This is a genomic window from Streptomyces sp. NPDC093089 (genome assembly GCF_044754405.1).
Classification (GTDB): domain Bacteria; phylum Actinomycetota; class Actinomycetes; order Streptomycetales; family Streptomycetaceae; genus Streptomyces.
The window spans coordinates 294,873-313,924 of the sequence record NZ_JBIVPA010000001.1; the positions used below are offsets into that span (position 1 = coordinate 294,873).

Consider the following 19,052-nt stretch of genomic DNA (forward strand, 5'->3'; position numbering starts at 1 on the left):
TAAAGACCGGTGAAACAGCCGATGTCCGCGGCGTCGCGCCGCCCTCACTCTGGGGCTCCCCCGAGAAGTGAGAGGAACACCGATGCGACGATTCACCCGTGCGCTCTCCGCCGTCGCGAGCTGTGCCGCGGCGGCGGCCGTCCTGCTGCCGGCCGCCCCGGCCCAGGCGGCGGTGCCCGATCCGGTCCTGTTCGTCCACGGATACAAGGGCGGCGCGTGGAACTTCAACGAGATGGTCTCGGACTTCAAGGCGTCGGGCTGGCCGGCCGACCGGCTGTACGCGATGTCGTACAACCCGTTCCAGTCGAACGAGACGACCGCCGCGCAGATCCGCGACCAGGTCAACGCGCTGCGCGCCCGCACCGGCGCGGCGAAGGTGGACGTCGTCACCCACTCGATGGGCGGCCTGGGCTCGCGCTGGTACCTGAAGTTCCTCGGCGGCACCTCGTACGTCGACGACTGGGTGTCCCTGGGCGGCCCGAACCACGGCACGAACGCGGCGCAGATCTGCGACTGGGCGCTCGCGTCGTGCAAGGAGATGGCGACGGGCAGCACCTTCCTGACCACGCTCAACAGCGGCGACGAGACGCCCGGGGCCGTCAACTACGGGACCTTCTGGTCCACGTGCGACGAGTTGATCAACCCGGACTCGAGCACGGTCCTGTCCGGCGCGACCAACACCAACGTGGGTTGTGTGGAACACGCGTGGCTGCTGGTCAGCGAGAACGTCTCGCAGCTGACGCGGAACTTCGTCAGATGACGTGAGCCGTCACCGAGTGAGCCCCGGAGGCGAAGGGCGGTCGTCCCGAGGCCGTCCTCCGCCCGGGTGCCCCGGCCCGGGACCAGGTCCCGGTTCCGTCTCGTGCGCAGGACCGGTGGGCGGGCGACGTCGTCCCGCCGGGTCCGCGGAGGCGCCTTCCCGACGTTCCGACACCGTGCGCGGTCGTGCCCTTCGGAGTGGTGAACAGCGGTGACCGGGGGTATCGCCAGACCATCCGGAAGTACCGCCCCGAAGAACGACTTAGCAGGTCAGAGGCCGGGTAGCCGAGATGAGGAGCGGTGATTCCCAAGCTTATGGCGCGGGTTCGGTTCCCGTCATCCGCTCTTCATGACGAAGCCCCAGGTCAGCGACCTGGGGCTTCGTCGTTGTCCGGACCGTCGGCACGACCGGAATCCGGTCAGAACTCCAGCACCTCGCGGTCGAGCGGATACCGCGCACGGTGAGGGCCCTCGTGCGGCGAGGACGTGATCGGCAGGACGCCGGTCGGCTGCAGGCCCAGGTTGTCGTCCCAGATGCGGGGTTCGACCCGTCCGACGACGCGGAACTCCCGGAAGGTGAACGGCGGGCTGTCGGTCGGGAAGAACTCGGCCGTGGTCATCACCTGGAAGTGCAGGTGCGGCGTGGTCGAGTTGCCGCTGTTGCCGATCAGCCCGAGAACCCGGCCGGGTTCGACGCGGTCGCCTTCCCGGACCTTGAGCGAGCCGGGCTTCAGGTGGGCGTAGAGCAGGTAGCGGCCCGGCGCGACCTCCAGGGTGACGTGGTTGCCGACGGTCTCGTCGATCGGCGGGACCGGCGGCGCGACGGGCGGCGTGTTGTCCGGGATCCCGTCCTGGACCTCCACCACTCTGCCGCCGGCCGCGGCGACGACCGGCTGCCGGTAGCTCAGGTAGCTGGTGAGCCGCGTGGGGTCGCCTTCCCAGGTCCGTCCTCGCTCTCCGACCCGGTACCAGTCGATCGCGAAGCGCTGCGGCACGTCGAAGCGGCCGTTGATCGGGGCGAGGCCGCGCCGGTGGTGGGTGTTCCCGCAGCACGACTCGCTGGAGTACCACGTGCCGGGGCGTACCGGCGCGTTCAGGTTCATCGGCGCGGTGCGGCCGGTCGGGGTGACCTGAACCGTCTCCTCGAACGGGGAGGAACCGGAGGCGGCGACGACGGCACCCGAGAGATGGTGCTCGAGGACCTTGGGCACGTGCTGACCGCGGTCGAGGGCCAGGTCGAGCCAGATGACCCACTGCTGGGAGCCCGGGATGACGGTCGGCGTCGGCCCCGGGGGCGCCGGGGTGTACCCGTCCGCACCCGGCAGGGGATCACCCACGGGATTGGCGGCATCGGCCAGCGCCTGGCCACTCAGCGAGCCCACCACCCGGTGTGTGCGGGCGTCCCGGACCTCGACGCGGTCGAGGCGCACCTGCGCGCTGCTGGGCAGTGCGTTCGTGGTGAGCAGTTCGTACGAGAGGTGCGTCCTGCCGTCCGTGGCGTGGAACGGCGTCGGTTCGGTCATCACCGCCGCCGTCAACGGCGTGAACTGTGGGCCGGATGCCGGACCGGCCGTGTCGGTCCCGTATCCGGGTGCCGTTGAAGCCGTCAGCATGCCGGCCGCGAGCACGGCGGTCACGAGCCCGCGACGTAGCGGGCTCCGTCCGGTGCGGTTACGAGGGTCGCGCTCTGCCATGGTGCTCTTCCAGTCGTCGGGTCCCGGGCCGTGAAGGGCACCGGCACGCCCCGCGCCGAGGCGCATGCCCCTGTGTAACCCGGCGACGCGCCGCTCCGAGCCGAGGGCACCGGGGCCACGTCCGAACTGCACCCGTCCAGCCGCATCGACCACCGAGCCCAGGAGGCGCGCGACGGCCTCGGCGCCTTGCGCAGGCGCGTGCCACAACGTGCCGGCAGGACCGGTGACCGGTGACCAGTGGTCGACAGGAGGTCCGGCCAGGCATCGGGGCCGCCTCCCCATGACGGCCGTTCCCAAAGGTCAGACGGCATTCCCACGTCCAAGTCCTGGGGGATTCCCGAGCTCATGGCGCGGGTTCGGTTCCCGTCATCCGCTCGTGGACGAAGGCCCTGGTCAGCGACCAGGGCCTTCGTCGCCGTCCGGGCCTCTCCGAGCCCGCGCGCCATGAGTGTCATGGGGCCCAGGCCAGTCGCTTCCCCGGTCGGTCATCAGTGTTTCGGCGGCGACCGTCGCCACCACCTCGGCGACGGTGGACAGGGCGGGCGAGTCCAGCTTCCACTGCTGCCAGTACAGCGGGACGTCCATGGGCCGGGTCGGAGCCAGTTCCATCAGCCGGCCGGAGCGCAGGAGCGGCTCCGCCTGCGGTTCGGGCACCATGCCCCAGCCGAGGCCGAAGGCCACCGCGTCCCGGAACCCGTCGGATGTGGGTACCAGGTGGCGGATCCGCCCGGCGCCCGAACGTCCCTGGGTGAGGGACCGGACGAACGCGTCCTGCAGGCCGTCGCGCCGGTCGAAGGCCACGGTCGGGGCCTCGGGCAGGTCCTCCGGCAGAGACCCCCGGAGATGGCGGGCAGCGAACTCGGGGGCGGCCACGGCTCGGTAGCGGGCCAGTCCGAGCCGTCGCACCGTGCAGCCGGCCACCGGGTCGGGTGAGGAGGTGACGGCCGCCATCACCTGCCCCTCGCGCAGCAGGGCGGTGGTGTGGGCCTCGTCCTCCCGGTGGAGCTCGAAGCAGATCGGCGGCTCCTGCGGAACCCGGGTGAGCGCGGGCAGGAACCAGGTGGCCAGGGAGTCGGCGTTGACCGCGACCGGGATGCGGACCGGGCCCTGCTCGGCCGCCAGGCCCAGTTCGGTGCGGGCGTCCCGTTCCAGCCGCGCCAGTTGGCGGGCGAACCGTACGACCACCTCCCCGGATTCGGTGGGGCGCACCGGTTTGGTGCGCATCAGCAGGACCCGGCCGGTGCGCTGCTCCAGAGCCTTGACGCGCTGGCTGACGGCGGATGGGGTCACGTGCAGGGCGGCGGCCGCGGCGTCGAAGGTGCCCTCGTCGACCACCGCGAGCAGCGTCCGGACCTGGTCCAGGGGAAGCTCGTCCATAAGTGCGGCTAAGGGTACTTAAGAATCTTTAGCTGTACTCATCCCAGCTTGCTCCTTACGGTCGAAGCCATGACCAGCAGCCTCCTCGCCGCCGTCCTCGCCGGATTCGGGACCGGACTTTCCCTCATCGTGGCCATCGGCGCCCAGAACGCGTTCGTCCTGCGCCAGGGCGCCCGCGGCCACGCCGTCCTCGCCGTGGTCGCGATCTGCGCCGTGTCGGACGCGGTACTGATCGCACTCGGCGTGGCGGGGGTGGGAGCCGTGGTCACGGCGTGGCCGGCGGCGCTGACCGCGGTGGGCCTGCTGGGTGGGGCGTTCCTGCTCGGCTACGGCGTTCTCGCGGCCCGACGCGTACTGCGCCCCGATCCGGCCGCCGCCCTGACCCCAGGTGGACCGGAGGCCGGCTCGGCCCGCCGGGCGGTCCTGACCTGCCTGGCGATGACATTGCTGAACCCGCACGTATATCTGGACACCGTGCTGCTGCTCGGCTCACTGGCCTCCGACCGAGGCGACCTGCGCTGGGCCTTCGGCGCGGGCGCGGTCCTGGCCAGCCTGGGCTGGTTCTTCACGCTGGGCTTCGGCGCCCGGCTGCTGAGCGGCATCCTCTCCCGGCCGAAGGCATGGCGCGTACTGGACGGGCTGGTCGCGGCCACCATGCTCGCGATGGGCGGAATGCTGGTCGCCGGCGCCTAGGACCGGGATCCCGCGAGGTGCGTCTTGGGCACGTGCCCCATCCGTGCCCTTCGAGGCGGTGAACAGCGGTCACCACGGGTGCCGACGGAGCCTCTCGCAAGGCCCGGCAAAGGGGCTTGTCCACCGGCCAGAGGCCATATCGGCAGCAACAGCGGCGGTGATTCCCCGGCTTGTGGCGCGGGTTCGGTTCCCGTCATCCGCTCTTCGTGACGAAGCCCCGGGTCAGGGACCTGGGGCTTCGTCGTCGGCGTTCATCGGCCGTCGGGGTGTGAGGGGGTGACGAGGCCGTGTTCGTAGGCGGTGATGACCAGCTGCACGCGGTCGCGGAGGCCGAGTTTGGTGATGGCGCGGGAGATGTGGGTCTTCGCGGTCAGGGGGCTGATGACCAGGGTGGCGGCGATCTCGTCGTTGGAGAGTCCTTCTGCCACCAGCCTGACCACTTCGTTCTCACGCACGGTCAGGGAGTGCAGGGCGGTGGTGGGGCGGGGGCGGTGGGCGAAGCGTTCGACGACGCGGCGGGTGACGCCCGGTGAGAGCAGGGAGTCGCCCGCTGCCACGACTTCGACCGCCCGGCGTAGTTCGGCCGGTTCGACCTCTTTGGTGAGGAAGCCGCTCGCGCCTGCTCGTAGCGCCTCGAAGACGTGCTCGTCGGTGTCGAAGGTGGTCAGGATGATCACTCTGGTCGCCGGCAGTTCCGTCAGGATGCGGCGGGTGGCCTCGATGCCGTCCATGCCCGGCATCCTGATGTCCATCAGCACGACGTCGGGTGCCAGCAGGGCGGCTTGGCGTACCGCCTCCTCGCCGGAGGCGGCCTCGCCGACGACGGTCAGCGTCTTGGCGCGGACGAGCAGGCTGCGGAACCCCGCCCGTACGAGAGCCTGGTCGTCGGCGAGCAGCACACGGGTGGTCATGGAGCCAAGCCTGTCAGATGGTCCGTCAGCGGCAGGACGGCCTCCACCGCGAAGCCGGCGCCGGTGTCGACGCGCAGGGTTCCCCCGAGGGCCGTGACGCGCTCGCGCATCCCGGTCAGGCCGTGCCCCTCCGTGAAGCCCGCCGCCGGGCGCCCGTCGTCGGTGACCGTCACGACCAGGGTGCGCGGCCGGGCCCGCACCTGGATGGTGAGGCGTCCGGCGTCGGAGTGGCGGAGGGTGTTGACCACGGCCTCCTGGACGACCCGGTACGCGGTGAGCGCCTGGGCCGCCGGAAGGGCGTCGGGGTCGCCCTCCGCGTCGTAGCGCACCTCCAGCCCGGCGGCTTCGGCCTGTGCGATCAGGCCGGCGACGGACTCCAGGCCGTGCTGGGGCACGTCGCGGAGTTCGCCCACGAAGGTCTTCAGGTCGGTCATGGCCTGGTTGCGCACGGAGATCGCGGTGCGGAGGGCGGCGCGCGCCTCCTCGGGCGAATCGTCCAGGGACTCGACGGCGACGTTCAGGTGGACGCCGACGACGGCCAGGGTGTGGGCGACCACGTCGTGGACCTCCCGGGAGATGGTCAGGCGCTGCTCGACCAGTCGGGTCTGTTCCAGTTGCAGGAGACGGGCCTGGTGTTCGGCCCGCCAACGGCCGTACTGGCGCCAGGAGATCGCCGCGGCCGTCACCAAGGCCAGCCAGAGCAGTTCGACGCCTCCTCGGGCGAGGGTTTCGGAGGCGTCCAGTCCTTGCGGGACCAGGCCGCACGCCAGGGCGAGGGCGGCGACGGCGGAGGCCCGGCCCGGGCGGCCGAGCGCGGCGGTGAACAGGGCGACGGACAGGGGCCAGACCCCGCCGCCGTCGAACAGGCCGGCGCTTCGGTAGCCGACGAGCGCGGCCGCGGACAGGACGAGCACCAGCATGGGCCGGCGGCGGCGGAGCAGCAGCAGGCCGCCCAGGATCACCCCCAGGCCGAACGTGCCGTGCCACGACAGCGGCGCGCCCACCGCGGCGGGGCCCGCGCCGATACCCACGGCGGTCAGGAGCGCCAGGGCCGGGTCCACCAGCCGGACGCACCACCCGTTCTGCGGACGGGGGCTCACTGGGATATGTCCGACGTCATGCGGACCATCGTGCCCGACGCCGTGGGCGGGGACTTCGCCGAGGCGGCGGCCAGTGCCAGCCAGGCCAGGTTGAGGGCGATGACGACGCGTTCGGCCAGGCCCAGCGGGGCCGTGTGGGTGAGGGCCGCCTTGTCCACGAATGCCACGGCGAACAGCACGAACGCCACCGCCGACGCCCACGCGAGCGCGGTCAGCCCGCGTGCTTCCGAGGTCCCCGCCGACTCGCGCCGCCGTACGGCGGTCAGCCGGACGATCGCGATCGCCAGCGCCAGGAATCCCGCCCAGGCCGCGACTCCGTGCACGCCGTCGGAGAGCGAGGGGCTGCTCCAGTTGCCCGGTGGGTCCGCCGGAAAGACGGCGGCGACCAGGACGCATCCCGCCCAGAAGCGCAGCAGCCACCCGCCCCACCCGCTGCCGGCGGCCCGGACGGCCACGGCCGCCGATCCGGCCGCGACCGCCAGCAGGCCGACGGTCACCAGCCAGCCGTGCGGCAGGTTGACGTACCTGCTGATCGTCTCGGTCGACGGGTCGTACCCCGTGTTGACCGCGTCGGACACCGCGAAGGCGAGGACGGCTGCGGCGAAGCAGGCCAGAGGGAATGTCTTGTTCATGGCACCGGACAGTAGGTCCGGCCCTCCTCCGGAGGCGTCGTCCCGGACGCGTCATTCGAGCCTGCGTCGACGGAGTACACGACTACTCCGATCGGTGTACGCCCGCGCCCGCCCGGTTCCGTCGGTTCACCACGGGGTCAGGTTCATGCCCCGGTCGACCCACTCGGCGAAGGACACGGGTCGGCCGGCCCAGTGGAGGGGGAGGATCCGGTCGCAGGTGGCGCGGCCGTCGAACCACATCTCGCCGCGGTGGGGGCCCGTGACGACGAGGAGGGTGGAGAAGCCGCAGCCGCCCTCCTGGAGGTACACCGCACCGGCGGTCTTCCGCTCCTCCAGCACCCCGCCCTCGCAGTCCCACTCCTCCCAGGCGTCCGCGTCCTCGCGGGGCGGCTCGCGCTCGTCGAGCTCGTCGTCGTGGGCGTGGTACGAGTCGGGGTGCGGGAACGGCTCGGTCAGCAGGCCGTAGTTGGTGTCGGTGTCGCCGTACCAACCCCAGCCCCGCGGGCCGCGCCACAGCTGCTTGAACCCCCTTTCGGGGTTTCCCCGCCGCAGGAGGTGCTCGCGGTACTCGGCCGGGAACGTGATCCCGAGCTCCTCCTCCGCCTCCCGCAGGTCCGTCTCGGTCAGCCTCCGCTCCAGCGGAAAACCGTCCCGCCGCATGGCCTCGGGGTCCCGGAACCCGTGACGACGGCCGTCCACGAGGCGGAGGTACTCCGCCCGCCAGTCGATCTTCATGCCGCGAGGTTAGACACCCCGCGCGGGGTGGACGGTCGGCCGGTGCGGCAGGCGGGTTTCCCGGTGGGCCTCCATGCTGGAGGGAGTTCTGTCGAGGGCACCGCGGAGTCGGCGGTCGGAAACCTGCTGGAGGCCGGAATGCGCCGAACCGAGGAGGTCGCAGCCCGGAGGAGGGAGCGTCGCGAGCACGCCGACTACACCGGCGCCGTGTACGGATCCATGCTCGCGGCCTCCGTCGTCGTCGGTGCCGGCAGCCTGGGGCAGTTCCCGCGCCTGGAGCTCGTCGCGCTCCTGCTGCTCACCGGCACGGTGTTCTGGATCGCGCACGTGCACGCGACGCTGTTCGGCGAGCGGCTGACGCAGCGGCGGTCCCCGACCCGCCGGATCGTGCTGCGCGCCTGCCGTGACGAGTGGCCGATCCTCAAGGCGGCGATCCCGCCCGCCGTGGCGGTCGCGATCAGTCCACTCCTGGGTCTGGACATGCCCGGAACCCTCTGGCTGGCGCTCGGGGTCGCGATCGCCGGTCAGATCGGCTGGTCCACGGCGGCCGCCCTCCGGGTCGGGGCCTCACGGCGCGAGGTGGGCGCCACCGCCGCGGTCAACTTGCTGCTCGGTCTGCTGATCGTCGGCTTCAAGCTGTTGCTGAAGCACTGAAGCACTGAAGCACTGAAAGGCTGACGGGCTGACGGGCTGACGGGCTGGCGGGCTGACGGCGGGGGGTCAGGGCTTGATGTTCTGGTTGAGGTGGAAGAGGTTGTGGGGGTCGTAGGCGCGTTTGACGGAGACGAGACGGTCGTAGTTGGCCTTGTAGTTGGCCCGGATGCGGCTCTGGTCGTCGTCGGCCATGAAGTTGATGTAGCCGCCTTCCTCCGAGTGGGGGGCGGTGGCGGCGTAGTAGTCGCGGACCCAGGCGATGGCGTCGTCGTTGGCGGCCGGGTCGGGCCACATGCCGGCGATGACGGTGGCGAACGAGGCGTCGCGGTAGGCGAAGGCGGTGGCGTCGGGGGCGACGCGGTGGCAGGCGCCGTTGATCGGGTAGATGTGCATGGTCGAGTTCACGGCGGGGAGCCGGGGACCGTACTCCAGGTGGGCCGCGATCGCGTCCTCGCTGAGGTCGGTGACGAAGTTGGCCTTCCAGTAGTGCTGGAGGCCGGGCGGGACGAGGGCGTCGAAGGCGCTGTTGAGCGCGGGGTAGGGCATGGGGCCGACGTGCTCGGCGACCACCGGGGCGAAGTCGCGGAAGGCCCGCAGGGCGCCCGGGCCCTCGTCCAGGGGGCCGGACCAGCAGGCCACGATGAGGACGAAGGGGTCGCCGTGCCGGTCCTCGGGGATGAAGGGGAGCGGCGGGGCCAGCTGGAAGGCCGGGAAGCCGCCGAGCTGCTCGGGGGCGTCGGCGATGTACTCGGCGAAGGAGCGCAGCACGGTGGCGGCGTCCTTCGTCTCGTAGAGCATCGGCCCGCCGTAGATCTGGTCGACGGGGCTGAGCCGGAACTCGAAGGAGGTCACGGCGCCGAAGTTGCCTCCGCCGCCGCGGAGGGCCCAGAAGAGGTCGGCGTGCTCGTCCTCGCTCGCGACGAGGAACCGACCGTCCGCGGTGACGACGTCGGCGGAGACCAGGTTGTCGCAGCTCAGTCCGAGCCCGCGGGCGAGGTAGCCGATGCCGCCGCCGAGGGTGAGGCCGCCGACGCCCGTGGTCGAGATGATGCCCCCGGTCGTCGCCAGGCCGAAGGCGTGCGTCGCCGCGTTGAAGTCGCCCCAGGTCGCGCCGCCTTCGGCGCGGGCGGTCCGGCGCCCGGGATCGACCCGTACGCCGCGCATGCCGGAGAGGTCGGCCACGACGCCGCCGTCGCAGGTGCCGAAGCCGGGCACGCTGTGGGCGCCGCCGCGCACGGCCAGGTCGAGGCCGTTCTCCCGCGCGTAGCCGACCGCGGCCATGACGTCGCCCGCGTTGACGCAGTGGACGACGGCGGCCGGCCGTTTGTCGATCATGGCGTTGTGGACGGTGCGGGCCTCGTCGTAGGCGTCGTCCTCGGGGGTGGTGACCGTCCCTCGGACCCCTTCGCGCAACTGCTCGGTCGAGAGCTTGCCCATAGCGAATCGCTCCTCGTGCGGTACCCCGCCACGGGGTGAGTGAGCTCGGCTCTCCTTACGCTACGCCGGTGCCGCGAGGCCTCAACTCGATCTCCGGCCGTGCGGAAAGCCCCAGGTCGGGGACCTGGGGCCGGGCCGCGGCGGAGCATCCGGCGCATCCGGCGCATCCGGCGCATCCGGCGCATCCGGCGCATCCGGCGCATCCGGCGGCGCAGACGAGCAGGGCGCCGAAGAGGTACGGGTCGGCGAGGGTGGGGCGGCCGTGGTTGCGGGTGAGCGTGAACGCGATGACGGTCGCCGCGCAGACGGCGCCGGCCCCACCACCCCCACCACCACCCCGGGTACGGGTTCCGCCGGCTGGCGGTGAGCGGCCACGGCAGACGGGCACTGGCAGACCGTCGCTGGCAGACCGGCAGGGACCGACCGGCAGGGACCGACCGGCAGCGGGCGGCCCCCGGTCGCGGTACCCGCGGTCAGTCGTCGACGGAGCGGTCAGTTGTCGATGTAGCTGACGTCTCCCACGGTCCAGGCGCTCACGTCCGCGATGGCGACCCGGTACATGCCGCCGGTCTCCGGGATGCCGACGGTGCCCTGGAGGATGCGGGCGAGGTGGAAGTGGAGGTGGGTGGGCGGTTCGCCCTTGCGTTCGGTGGGGCTGAAGACAGCGGAGAACTCACCTAGGCGGGCGGAGTCCGTGAGGACTTCCGACACCCGCTGTCTCCACAGGGCTTCCGGGGCCAGTCGCCCGGTGAGGACCGCGCCCCCCGTGACCACGGTGAGGGACATCTGATTGCTCCGCCCGGACTCCACCGTGGCGGCGATGTCTACGAGCAGCTCGTCAGGCTTCGACATGGAAGCCGATTCTAGAGCGCGCGGTGGGCCCGTGCGCAGGTACCGGGGACAGGACACCCACAGGTCCTGTCCGGAAAGTCCCACCTGACTCGCGGTGCCTAGCGCGGTGCGGTGTCGTCGGCCGGGAAGGCGGGCCCGTGGCCGGGGACGATGACGTCGGCGGTGTCGAGGACGCGGAGCCGGGAGTCGCGCAGGACGCCGTGGTCCGGGGCGACCGGGTCCTCCACGGGGCCGTCGGGGCGCCACCAGAGGTCGCCGACGAAGGCGACGACGCCGGTCCCGGTGCCGGCGAGCAGCGTGATGTCCTCGGCGCTGTGGCCGGGGGTGCGGATGAGGCGCAGCGACGGGGTGAGTTCGTGGCCCTCGGCGTCGCGGTCGGTCCACTGGTCGTTCTCGTAGATCGCCTTGTGGTCGTGGACGCGGGCGTGGCCGAAGAGGCCGACGTTCATGGTGTTGTCGGGGTGGTGGTGGCTGAGGACCACGTCGGTGATGTCGTCCGGGGCGAGCCCGAGTGCGGCCAGCGGGCCGAGGATGCGGTCGCGGCCGGCCACCATGCCGGGGTCGACGATCACGTGCCGGTCGCCGTCGTGGACGTACGACACGGTGGCGGCGACGCCGGGGCCGGTGGAGAGGGTGTAGCCGGTGGTCAGGACCGTGTAGGCGGCGGTGCGGCCGCGGGGGGCGTCGGTGCTGTTCTTCTTCGTCGTCGTCATGCCCTCAAGTCTTCTGCGGAAGACGCTCCTTCACGAGTGGCCGTGCTGCCACCGATCGCGGGAATCGTGCCACTTGCCGGCGCCGGCGCCGCCGCCCCGCGTGCCAGACTCCCCGCATGCCGCCGTTCACGACCGTCGCCGCGTACGCCCCGACCGGTGTCGGCATGCTCGGGGCCGGCATCGTCTCCGAGGTGTTCGACGCGCGCGGCGGGGGTCTGCCCCCGTTCGACTTCGCGCTGTGCACGGACCGGCCGGGGCGGGTCCGTACGGACGTCGGGCTGCCGCTGGTCGTCGAGCACGGTCTCGACCGGCTGGCGGCCGCGGATCTGGTGATCGCCCTGCCCTGGGCGGGTTTCCGCACACCTCCGGCCCCCGCCGTCCTCGACGCGCTGGCCGCCGCGCACGCGCGGGGCGCGCTGGTCGCGGCCCACTGCGTCGGCGCGTTCGCGCTCGCCGCGGCCGGGCTGCTCGACGGGCGGCGCGCCACGACGCACTGGCGGTTCGCCGGGCTGCTCGCCGAGCGCCACCCGGCCGTCGCCGTGGAAGCCGACGCGCTCTACGTCGACCAGGGCCGGATCGTCACCGGCGCGGGCGCCGCCGCCGGTTTCGACCTCTGCCTGCACCTCCTGCGGCGGGAGTACGGGGCGACCACTGCCAACGCCGTCGCCCGGGACCTGGTGCTCCCGTCCCACCGCGACGGCGGGCAGGCCCAGTACCTGGCCACCCCCGTCCCCGAGGACAGCCGGGACGAGCGGCTCACCGAGGTCCTCGCGTGGGCCCGGGAGCACCTCGACGAGCCGCTGCCCGTGGCGGAGTTGGCCCGCAGGGCGCTGATGAGCCGGCGGTCCTTCGCCCGCCGGTTCGCCGCCTCGACCGGCACCACCCCGCACGCCTGGCTGCTCGGGCTGCGCCTCAGCCGCGCCGAGGAGCTCCTGGAGACGACGGACCTCCCCGTCGAGGAGATAGCCCGCGCGGTGGGCTTCGGCAGCGCGGCGGTGCTCCGCGCCCAGTTCGTGCGCCGCCGTGGCGTGCTCCCGCGCGCGTACCGCCGCTCCTTCACCCGGACGCCGTGACGCGGGCGGCCTGACGGGGTCGTCCTCACACGCACGGCCGGACGGAGCCGTCCCGACACGCACGGCCGAACAGAACCGCCCTGACACGCGCGACCGGACGAGACCGCCCTGACACGCGCGCTCGGACGGGCCGCCTTCACACGCACGGCCGGACGAGGCCGTCCGACACGCGCGACCTGACGCGCGCCCTCACCCGTACGGCCCCGTCCGGTTGCCCGGTGTCAGGGGTCGGCCGAGCGTGAGGAGGAATCGCGCGACCCCCAGGGAGGGCCCATGAGCAGTCTCGATACACCGGCCGAAGTGCCCAGACCGCGGGCGGCGGCGCAGGTGGCTGCTCCCAGCACGATGACGTGGGTGACGCTGGCGCTGATGACGACCGCGTCGGTGGCGAGCCTGCGGGCCGCGCCCACGATGGCCGTCTACGGCCTGGCGTGCGTGTTCCTGTACCTCGTGCCGGCGATCGTGTTCCTGCTGCCGACCGCGCTGGTCTCGGCGGAGCTCGCCTCCGGCTGGAACGGCGGCGTGTACCGCTGGGTGGCCGAGGGGCTGTCGAAGCCGCTGGGCTTCCTCGCGGTGTGGTGCCAGTTCGCGATGACGATCTTCTACTACCCGAGCCTGCTGGCGTTCGTGGCGTCGACCATCGCGTACGTCATCGACCCCTCGCTCGCCTCGAACGGCGTGTACACGGCGATCGTCATCATGGTCCTGTACTGGACCGGCGTCTGGGTGTCCTCGCGGGGCACCAAGGCGCTTGCCGGACTGTCCAGTTGGGGCCTGATCATCGGCACGCTCGTGCCGGGCACGATCCTCGTCGTCCTCGGCATGGTCTTCCTCGGCCAGGGCAACGCCTCGGCCGCGCCGATGAACGCCGACCACCTGCTGCCGCAGTGGACCGGTCTGGCGAGCCTGGTCCTGATCGTCAACAACTTCCTGTCGTACTCCGGCATGGAGATGAACGCCGTGCACGTCTCCTCGCTGAAGGACCCGGCGAAGGAGTACCCGAAGTCGATGTTCCTGGCGATGGGCCTGGTCCTGCTGATCTTCATCCTGCCCGCCCTGGCCATCAGCTGGGTCGTGCCGGCCGACCAGCTCAGCCTCACCGCCGGCGTCATGCAGGCCTTCGACGCCTTCTTCGCGTACTTCGACGTCCAGTGGATGACCCCGATCGCCGCCGTGATGCTGATCTCCGCCTCGCTCGCGGGCATGCTGACCTGGCTCGCCGGCCCGTCGAAGGGCCTCCTGGAGATCTCGCGCGCCGAGGGCTACCTGCCGCCGTTCCTGCAGAAGCTGAACAGGTTCGGCGTCCAGCAGAACATCCTGGTCACCCAGGGTGTGGTGACCTCGGCCATCGCCCTGATGTACGCGCTCATCCCGAACGTGTCGAGCGTCTACTGGATCTTCTCCACGATCACCACGCAGGTGTACCTGATCGTGTACCTGCTGATGTTCGCCGCCGCGATGCGGCTCCGGAAGACGCATCCCGACCATCCCCGCGGCTACCGGGTGCCCGCCCTGGGCCTGGTGTGCACGACGGGCCTGCTGGCCTCGCTCGCGGCGCTCGCGATCGGCTTCGTTCCGCCGTCCCAGTTCGGCGGCGGCAGCGTCCTCGGGTACGTCCTCTTCATCGCCTGCGGTCTGGGCGTGCTGGGCCTGCTGATCCCGTGGCTCTTCCTGAAGTTCCGCAAGCCGAGCTGGCGCGCCGCCGGCGCCACCCTGGAGAGCGAGGGAGACCGGGCATGAGTCCCACCCGCTTCGCCTCGGAGCACAAGGTGATCTACTGGGGCACGATCGTCATCCTCGTCGGCCTCGTCGTCACCGGTCTCATCCGCTACGAGAGCGTGAAGACGAGCAACGAGACGCTCTCCAAGGCCAACCAGCTCCAGGAGGAACTGGTCAAGGCCGGCTACCCCTCCCCCGACACCGACACCATCGAGCGGCTGCTCGGCACCGACGGCGGCCAGGTCTGCGAGGACCCGGGCGAGGCCCTGGCGACGGCGCTGTGGAAGATCCAGCAGGCCAACGGCGCGGCCGGCCCCGGCATGCGGCCCGTCATCTCCGACACCAAGGCCATCGGGGCCGAGCGGATCGTGCTCCAGGTCTACTGCCCCGACAAGGTCGACGACTTCGACGAGCAGGTGGAGGACCTGGACACCGACGACACCGTGCGCCGGTGAGCGGGGAGTGACCGCTCCCTCCACCGGAACCGATCCCGACCCCGACGCCCTCCACGCCTTCCTGCGCGAACTCACCCGGTTCATGCTGGAGTCCAGCGGGGAGGGCGCCGAGGGCGTCGACCGGGTCGTCCGGGGCCTCGCCCGGGCGTACGGGGGGCGGGCCGAGACCGTGCTCGTCGCGGACGGCGCCGTGCTCTCCGTGACGGCCGGCGGCCGCACCCTCACCTCGACCGTCCGCGCCTTCCCCGACCTCGCCCGGCTCGACCGGGTGGTCGCCCTGAAGGAGTTCGTCGAGCGCGTACGGGACACCCGGCCGCCGCTGCCCGAGGCGGCGGCCGGCCTGCGGCGGGTCGAGGACCTGCCCTCCACGGTGCCGCGCTGGGCGCGCGGCGCCGGCATCGCGCTGTTCGCCGTCGGCTTCGCGCCCGCCGTCCAGCCGACCTGGTACGAGATCGGCACCACCGCGCTCCTCGCGACGCCGGTGGCGGTGCTGACCGTGCTCGCGGAGCGGCGGCCGCGGCTGGCGCGGGTGCTGCCGCTGCTCGCCGCCGTCCTGGTCTCCCTGATGACGCTGGGGCTGCTCCAGCCGGGCCACGGCCACGGCGGCCCCGTACTGATCATGCTTCCGGCGCTGTTCTTCTTCGTGCCCGGCGACCTGCTCAGCGCGGCCACCGCCGAACTCGTCGGCGGTTTCCTGTCGACGGGCGCCGTCCGGCTCGTCTACGCCCTCGTGCTGCTCCTCCAGCTGTACGTGGGCGTGCTCCTCGGCGTGGCCGTCACCGGCACCCCGGCGGACGCGCTCTTCGACACCGCGCAGGACGCCGACCTGTCCCGGTGGGTGATCGTCGGGAGCTGGGCGGTGTTCACGGTGGGCCTGGTCCTGGCCTTCGGGGTGCCGTGGCGGATCGCGGGCTGGGTGGCGGGGCTCGTCTACCTGTCGCTGGGCGTGCAGGCGGCGGGCACGGCGCTGGTCGGCGAGGTCGCCGGCACGTTCGTCGCCGCCATGGCCCTCGCGGTCGCCGCCGACCTGCTCGCCCGGCCGGCCGGCCGCCCGCCCCGGCTCGTCCTCCTCCTCGGCGGCTTCTTCACCCTCACCGTCGGCTCCCTCGGCCTGCGGGCGCTGACCTCCCTGGCGGGCGGGCACGTCCTCCACGGCTTCCACGACCTGATGGACTTCGTCACGATCGTCACGACCATCGCGGTCGGCCTCCTCGCGGGCGCGGCGCTCGTACCGTCCCGCGGCGAGAAGGAGTTCCCGGCCTGATCGACGGCCCCCGGAACGGCGGCCCGGTCCACGGGCCCCCGGACGTCGGCCCGGTCCACGGGCCCCCGGGCGTCGGCCTGATCGACGGGACACACCTGGAACGCCGAAGGGGGCGGCCGGCCCGCTGCGGGCCGGCCGCCCCCTCTCCCTCGCGCGCTAGACCTGCGGGGTGGGGGTGCTTCCCCCGGCGGGCGGCGGCTCCTTCGGGGGCCGGCCGCCGGGGGGCGTCGGTGCGGCGGGGGACCGCTCGGCGGGCTCCTCGGCGAGGAAGGCGACGACGGCCAGGGCGAAGAGCAGGGCGAGGGCGATGCCCACGACGACGGCACCGGTGGGGTAGGACCAGAAGACGAGGGCGGCGGCCGCGCCGGCGACGAGGATCCAGGTGATCCAGGTGCGGTGGCGGCGGACGAACGGGCCCACCGGGCCGAGCTTCATGCCCGCGTGGTCGGCGGTGGACCGGGTCGCGGTGATGCCGGAGTGCCAGAGGCCGCGGACGAGGACGGCGGGGCGGCTCGGTCCGGACAGCCAGGCGGCGAGGGCGATCAGGATGCCGAGGGTCGCGAACACCCGGACCGAGGTGCGCAGGAAGCGGACCAGCGTGTCGTAGACGGAGCCCGCGGCGGCCGGGGAGACGGTGGCCGGCAGGGCGTTCAGGTAGACCGTGCGGAAGACGGTGAGGGCGACGCCGAGGACGATCGCCGCGAAGGCGACGCCCAGGGCGGCGGCGACCAGCGTGCGGCGGCGCTTCACGGCGAGCAGCACACCGCCGGCGACGAGCAGGACGGCGATCACCGGCAGCCACACGCCCATGGCCTGGAGCAGCGAGAACGCCGTCTTCACCTTGCCGATGTCGTCGGACCTGACCACGGTGAAGTCGGTGTGGATCTCGGGGATCTTGGCCGCGACCTCCAGGCCGGACGCGACGAGCCGCTCCTTGACCCGCTCGATCACCGGCGCCAGGTCGATGGTGACCGTGTCCGTCTCGATCTTCACCGCGCCTTCGTCGCTGCCGGTCAGGGCCCGGTCGAGGGAGGTGTGGATGGCCCGGTTGGCGTCGGTCCAGATGGTCTCGAAGGCGGGCGAGGCGACGATGTCCTGCGCCCGGTCGTGGACGAAGCTGCTCAGCGCGCTCTCCAGGGAGCCGCCCAGCTTGCCGAGGGCCTTCTCCGCCAGGGGCCGGTCCGCGGGCGCGATGTCCTCCAGGAGCGCGGGGAGGTCGATGTGCTCCATGACGGCGTTCGTCACGCGGTTCGCGACGGCGGCCTGGACGTCGGGGTCGGAGGCGAGCGGCTTGACCGTCTGCACGTAGCGGTCGGTGTCGCCGACGATGCTGGCGGTCCAGGAGGCGACGATGCCCAGCGGGATCAGGATGCAGCCGAGGACGATCAGCACTGCGGAGAAGAAGGAGCGGACGCGGTGGTGGGGCGGACGGGCGGTGGCCTTCTCGGCTTCGAGCGCGGCCAGCCTGGCCCGGAGTTCGGCAAGTTCGTCGGCACTGTCGCCCGCAGCCATGGCACCCGCTCCTCACATCGTGACAATTCAGGGCAATTCTGCGAGCCGGGGCGAGGCCTGTCGCCCCGGGCGGGCCACAAGGGTGTACGCGATCACGGAGCATGGGGGCATGAAGCCGCGCTGCGCCGTACTCGACGACTACCAGGGCGTCGCCCTCGCCTCCGCCGACTGGAGCCCGCTCGCCGACCGCGTCGACGTCCGGGTGCTCCGCGAGCACCTCGCCGACCGGGACGCGGTCGTCGCCGCCGTCGAGGACTGCGAGATCGTCGTGATCATGCGGGAGCGGACACCGTTCGACGCGGAGCTCCTCGCCCGCCTCCCCCGGCTCCGGCTCCTCGTCACGTCCGGGCCGCGCAACGCCTCCATCGACCTCGCCGCCGCCCGCGCCCGCAGGGTCGTCGTCTGCGGCACCGCCAGCAGCCCCGCGCCGCCGACCGAACTGACCTGGGCGCTCCTGCTCGGCCTCGCGCGCCACGTGCGGACCGAGGCGCAGGCGCTGCGCGAGGGCGGCCCCTGGCAGTCCACCGTCGGCAGCGACCTGGCGGGCCGCACCCTGGGACTCGTCGGCCTCGGCAAGATCGGCGCCCGGGTCGCCGCGGTCGGCCGCGCCTTCGGCATGGACGTCGTCGCCTGGAGCCAGAACCTGACGGAGGAGCGGGCCGCCGCGCACGGCGCGCGGCTGGCCGAGAGCAGGCTGGACCTGTTCGCGAACAGCGACTTCGTCTCGCTCCACCTGGTCCTGTCCGACCGCACCCGGGGCCTGGTCGGGGAGGAGGAGCTGCGGGCGATGCGCCCCTCCGCGTACCTCGTCAACACCTCGCGGGCCGGCCTGGTCGACCGCGGGGCGCTCCTCCGGGCCCTGCGCGAGGGCTGGATCGCGGGCGCCGGCCTCGACGTGTACGACACCGAACCCCTGCCGGCCGGCGACCCGCTGCGCACCCTGCCGAACGTGCTGGCCCTCCCCCACCTCGGCTACGTGACGGAGGCCAACTACGCCCGGTACTTCGGCGAGGCCGTCGAGGACATCGAGGCCTTCCTGGCGGGCACGCCGGTACGCGAACTGCCCTGACGCGCACCGGCGCGGAGGGGCCCGGCGGGAATCGTCAGACAGGTCCTAGCCCAGGCTGGTGCGGGCGAGCTCCACGAACTCGTCGTCGCTCAGGCCGAGTTCGCGGGCCTCCGCCGCCGCCTCGCGCAGCCGGGAGACCAGCCGGGCGCGGTCGGGGGCGGTGGCGCCGGGGACGATGAGGGCGCCCCGGCCGCGGCGGAGCTCGATGAGGCCCTCCTCGCGCAGGCGCTGGTAGCCGCGGAGCACGGTGTGGACGTTGACGCCGAGGGAGTCGGCGAGCTCCCGGGCGGCCGGGAGGCGTTCGCCGGGAGCGGCCGAGCCGTCCGAGAGGGCGCCCCGGACGCAGGCGGCGATCTGGTCGCCGAGGGGGACGGGAGAGGCGGGGTCGACACGGAAGAGCACG

At 72.6% G+C, this 19,052-nt stretch carries 19 protein-coding genes; 8 read left to right on the forward strand and 11 right to left on the reverse strand.

Annotated features, from left to right (window positions below; genetic code table 11):
• Positions 1-82 precede the first annotated feature (82 nt).
• Complete coding sequence (locus ACIQFX_RS01435) at positions 83-760, forward strand: esterase/lipase family protein (RefSeq protein ID WP_402457574.1); 678 nt, start codon at positions 83-85, stop codon at positions 758-760.
• A 418-nt stretch (positions 761-1,178) separates the two neighbouring features.
• Here the strand turns inward: ACIQFX_RS01435 and ACIQFX_RS01440 are convergent, their stop codons facing one another.
• Both ACIQFX_RS01440 and ACIQFX_RS01445 read right to left on the reverse strand, forming a co-directional pair.
• Complete coding sequence (locus tag ACIQFX_RS01440; RefSeq protein ID WP_402457577.1) at positions 1,179-2,282, reverse strand: M23 family metallopeptidase; 1,104 nt, start codon at positions 2,280-2,282, stop codon at positions 1,179-1,181.
• Between the two features lie 564 nt (positions 2,283-2,846).
• Positions 2,847-3,830: a LysR family transcriptional regulator ArgP gene (locus ACIQFX_RS01445; protein ID WP_402457580.1), complete on the reverse strand. Its 984-nt coding sequence runs from the start codon at positions 3,828-3,830 to the stop codon at positions 2,847-2,849.
• 69 nt (positions 3,831-3,899) lie between these two features.
• On the opposite strand from ACIQFX_RS01445, the gene ACIQFX_RS01450 reads away from it, so the two are divergent.
• Complete coding sequence (locus ACIQFX_RS01450; RefSeq protein ID WP_402457583.1) at positions 3,900-4,523, forward strand: LysE/ArgO family amino acid transporter; 624 nt, start codon at positions 3,900-3,902, stop codon at positions 4,521-4,523.
• 251 nt (positions 4,524-4,774) lie between these two features.
• On the opposite strand, the gene ACIQFX_RS01455 is transcribed toward ACIQFX_RS01450, so the two are convergent.
• The 4 genes from ACIQFX_RS01455 to ACIQFX_RS01470 form a co-directional block, all read right to left on the reverse strand.
• Positions 4,775-5,434 carry a response regulator gene (locus tag ACIQFX_RS01455; RefSeq protein WP_402457585.1) on the reverse strand — a complete coding sequence of 220 codons (660 nt, stop codon included), beginning with the start codon at positions 5,432-5,434 and terminating at the stop codon, positions 4,775-4,777.
• Positions 5,431-6,534 (reverse strand): sensor histidine kinase, encoded by a 1,104-nt coding sequence (locus tag ACIQFX_RS01460; protein WP_402457588.1) that lies wholly within the window; start codon positions 6,532-6,534, stop codon positions 5,431-5,433. The genes ACIQFX_RS01455 and ACIQFX_RS01460 overlap by 4 nt, the downstream gene beginning before the upstream one ends.
• Positions 6,531-7,166 carry a DUF998 domain-containing protein gene (locus ACIQFX_RS01465; RefSeq protein ID WP_402457591.1) on the reverse strand — a complete coding sequence of 212 codons (636 nt, stop codon included), beginning with the start codon at positions 7,164-7,166 and terminating at the stop codon, positions 6,531-6,533. The genes ACIQFX_RS01460 and ACIQFX_RS01465 overlap by 4 nt, the downstream gene beginning before the upstream one ends.
• A 126-nt stretch (positions 7,167-7,292) precedes the next feature.
• Complete coding sequence (locus ACIQFX_RS01470) at positions 7,293-7,901, reverse strand: SMI1/KNR4 family protein (RefSeq protein WP_402457593.1); 609 nt, start codon at positions 7,899-7,901, stop codon at positions 7,293-7,295.
• 138 nt (positions 7,902-8,039) lie between these two features.
• On the opposite strand from ACIQFX_RS01470, the gene ACIQFX_RS01475 reads away from it, so the two are divergent.
• Positions 8,040-8,555 carry a hypothetical protein gene (locus ACIQFX_RS01475; protein WP_402457596.1) on the forward strand — a complete coding sequence of 172 codons (516 nt, stop codon included), beginning with the start codon at positions 8,040-8,042 and terminating at the stop codon, positions 8,553-8,555.
• 66 nt (positions 8,556-8,621) lie between these two features.
• On the opposite strand, the gene ACIQFX_RS01480 is transcribed toward ACIQFX_RS01475, so the two are convergent.
• From ACIQFX_RS01480 to ACIQFX_RS01490, 3 genes are all read right to left on the reverse strand, one after another.
• Positions 8,622-9,992, reverse strand: coding sequence for an FAD-binding oxidoreductase (locus ACIQFX_RS01480; RefSeq protein ID WP_402457599.1), 1,371 nt, complete (start codon positions 9,990-9,992; stop codon positions 8,622-8,624).
• A gap of 492 nt (positions 9,993-10,484) precedes the next feature.
• Positions 10,485-10,844: a hypothetical protein gene (locus tag ACIQFX_RS01485; RefSeq protein WP_402457602.1), complete on the reverse strand. Its 360-nt coding sequence runs from the start codon at positions 10,842-10,844 to the stop codon at positions 10,485-10,487.
• A 98-nt stretch (positions 10,845-10,942) separates the two neighbouring features.
• Positions 10,943-11,557, reverse strand: a complete 615-nt coding sequence (locus ACIQFX_RS01490) for an MBL fold metallo-hydrolase (RefSeq protein WP_402457605.1) — start codon at positions 11,555-11,557, stop codon at positions 10,943-10,945.
• Positions 11,558-11,673: 116 nt separating this feature from the next.
• On the opposite strand from ACIQFX_RS01490, the gene ACIQFX_RS01495 reads away from it, so the two are divergent.
• The 4 genes from ACIQFX_RS01495 (at position 11,674) to ACIQFX_RS01510 (ending at position 16,068) form a co-directional block, all read left to right on the forward strand.
• On the forward strand, positions 11,674-12,630 hold the full coding sequence (locus ACIQFX_RS01495; RefSeq protein ID WP_402457608.1) for a GlxA family transcriptional regulator: 957 nt from the start codon (positions 11,674-11,676) through the stop codon (positions 12,628-12,630).
• A 273-nt stretch (positions 12,631-12,903) separates the two neighbouring features.
• Positions 12,904-14,370: an APC family permease gene (locus ACIQFX_RS01500; RefSeq protein WP_402457611.1), complete on the forward strand. Its 1,467-nt coding sequence runs from the start codon at positions 12,904-12,906 to the stop codon at positions 14,368-14,370.
• Complete coding sequence (locus ACIQFX_RS01505) at positions 14,367-14,804, forward strand: hypothetical protein (protein WP_402457614.1); 438 nt, start codon at positions 14,367-14,369, stop codon at positions 14,802-14,804. Before ACIQFX_RS01500 ends, ACIQFX_RS01505 begins: the two co-directional genes overlap by 4 nt.
• Before the next feature lie 7 nt (positions 14,805-14,811).
• Positions 14,812-16,068, forward strand: a complete 1,257-nt coding sequence (locus ACIQFX_RS01510) for a threonine/serine exporter ThrE family protein (protein ID WP_402457617.1) — start codon at positions 14,812-14,814, stop codon at positions 16,066-16,068.
• Positions 16,069-16,224: 156 nt separating this feature from the next.
• Here ACIQFX_RS01510 and ACIQFX_RS01515 read toward each other — a convergent pair whose 3' ends face one another.
• Positions 16,225-17,580 (reverse strand): hypothetical protein, encoded by a 1,356-nt coding sequence (locus ACIQFX_RS01515; RefSeq protein ID WP_402457620.1) that lies wholly within the window; start codon positions 17,578-17,580, stop codon positions 16,225-16,227.
• A gap of 109 nt (positions 17,581-17,689) precedes the next feature.
• On the opposite strand from ACIQFX_RS01515, the gene ACIQFX_RS01520 reads away from it, so the two are divergent.
• Entirely contained in the window at positions 17,690-18,649 is a 960-nt protein-coding gene (locus ACIQFX_RS01520) for a D-2-hydroxyacid dehydrogenase family protein (protein ID WP_402457623.1), read from the forward strand.
• 45 nt (positions 18,650-18,694) lie between these two features.
• Here ACIQFX_RS01520 and ACIQFX_RS01525 read toward each other — a convergent pair whose 3' ends face one another.
• A complete protein-coding gene (locus ACIQFX_RS01525) occupies positions 18,695-19,051 on the reverse strand; it encodes a GntR family transcriptional regulator (protein ID WP_367823509.1) in 357 nt (118 codons plus the stop codon).
• Position 19,052: the final 1 nt, after the last annotated feature.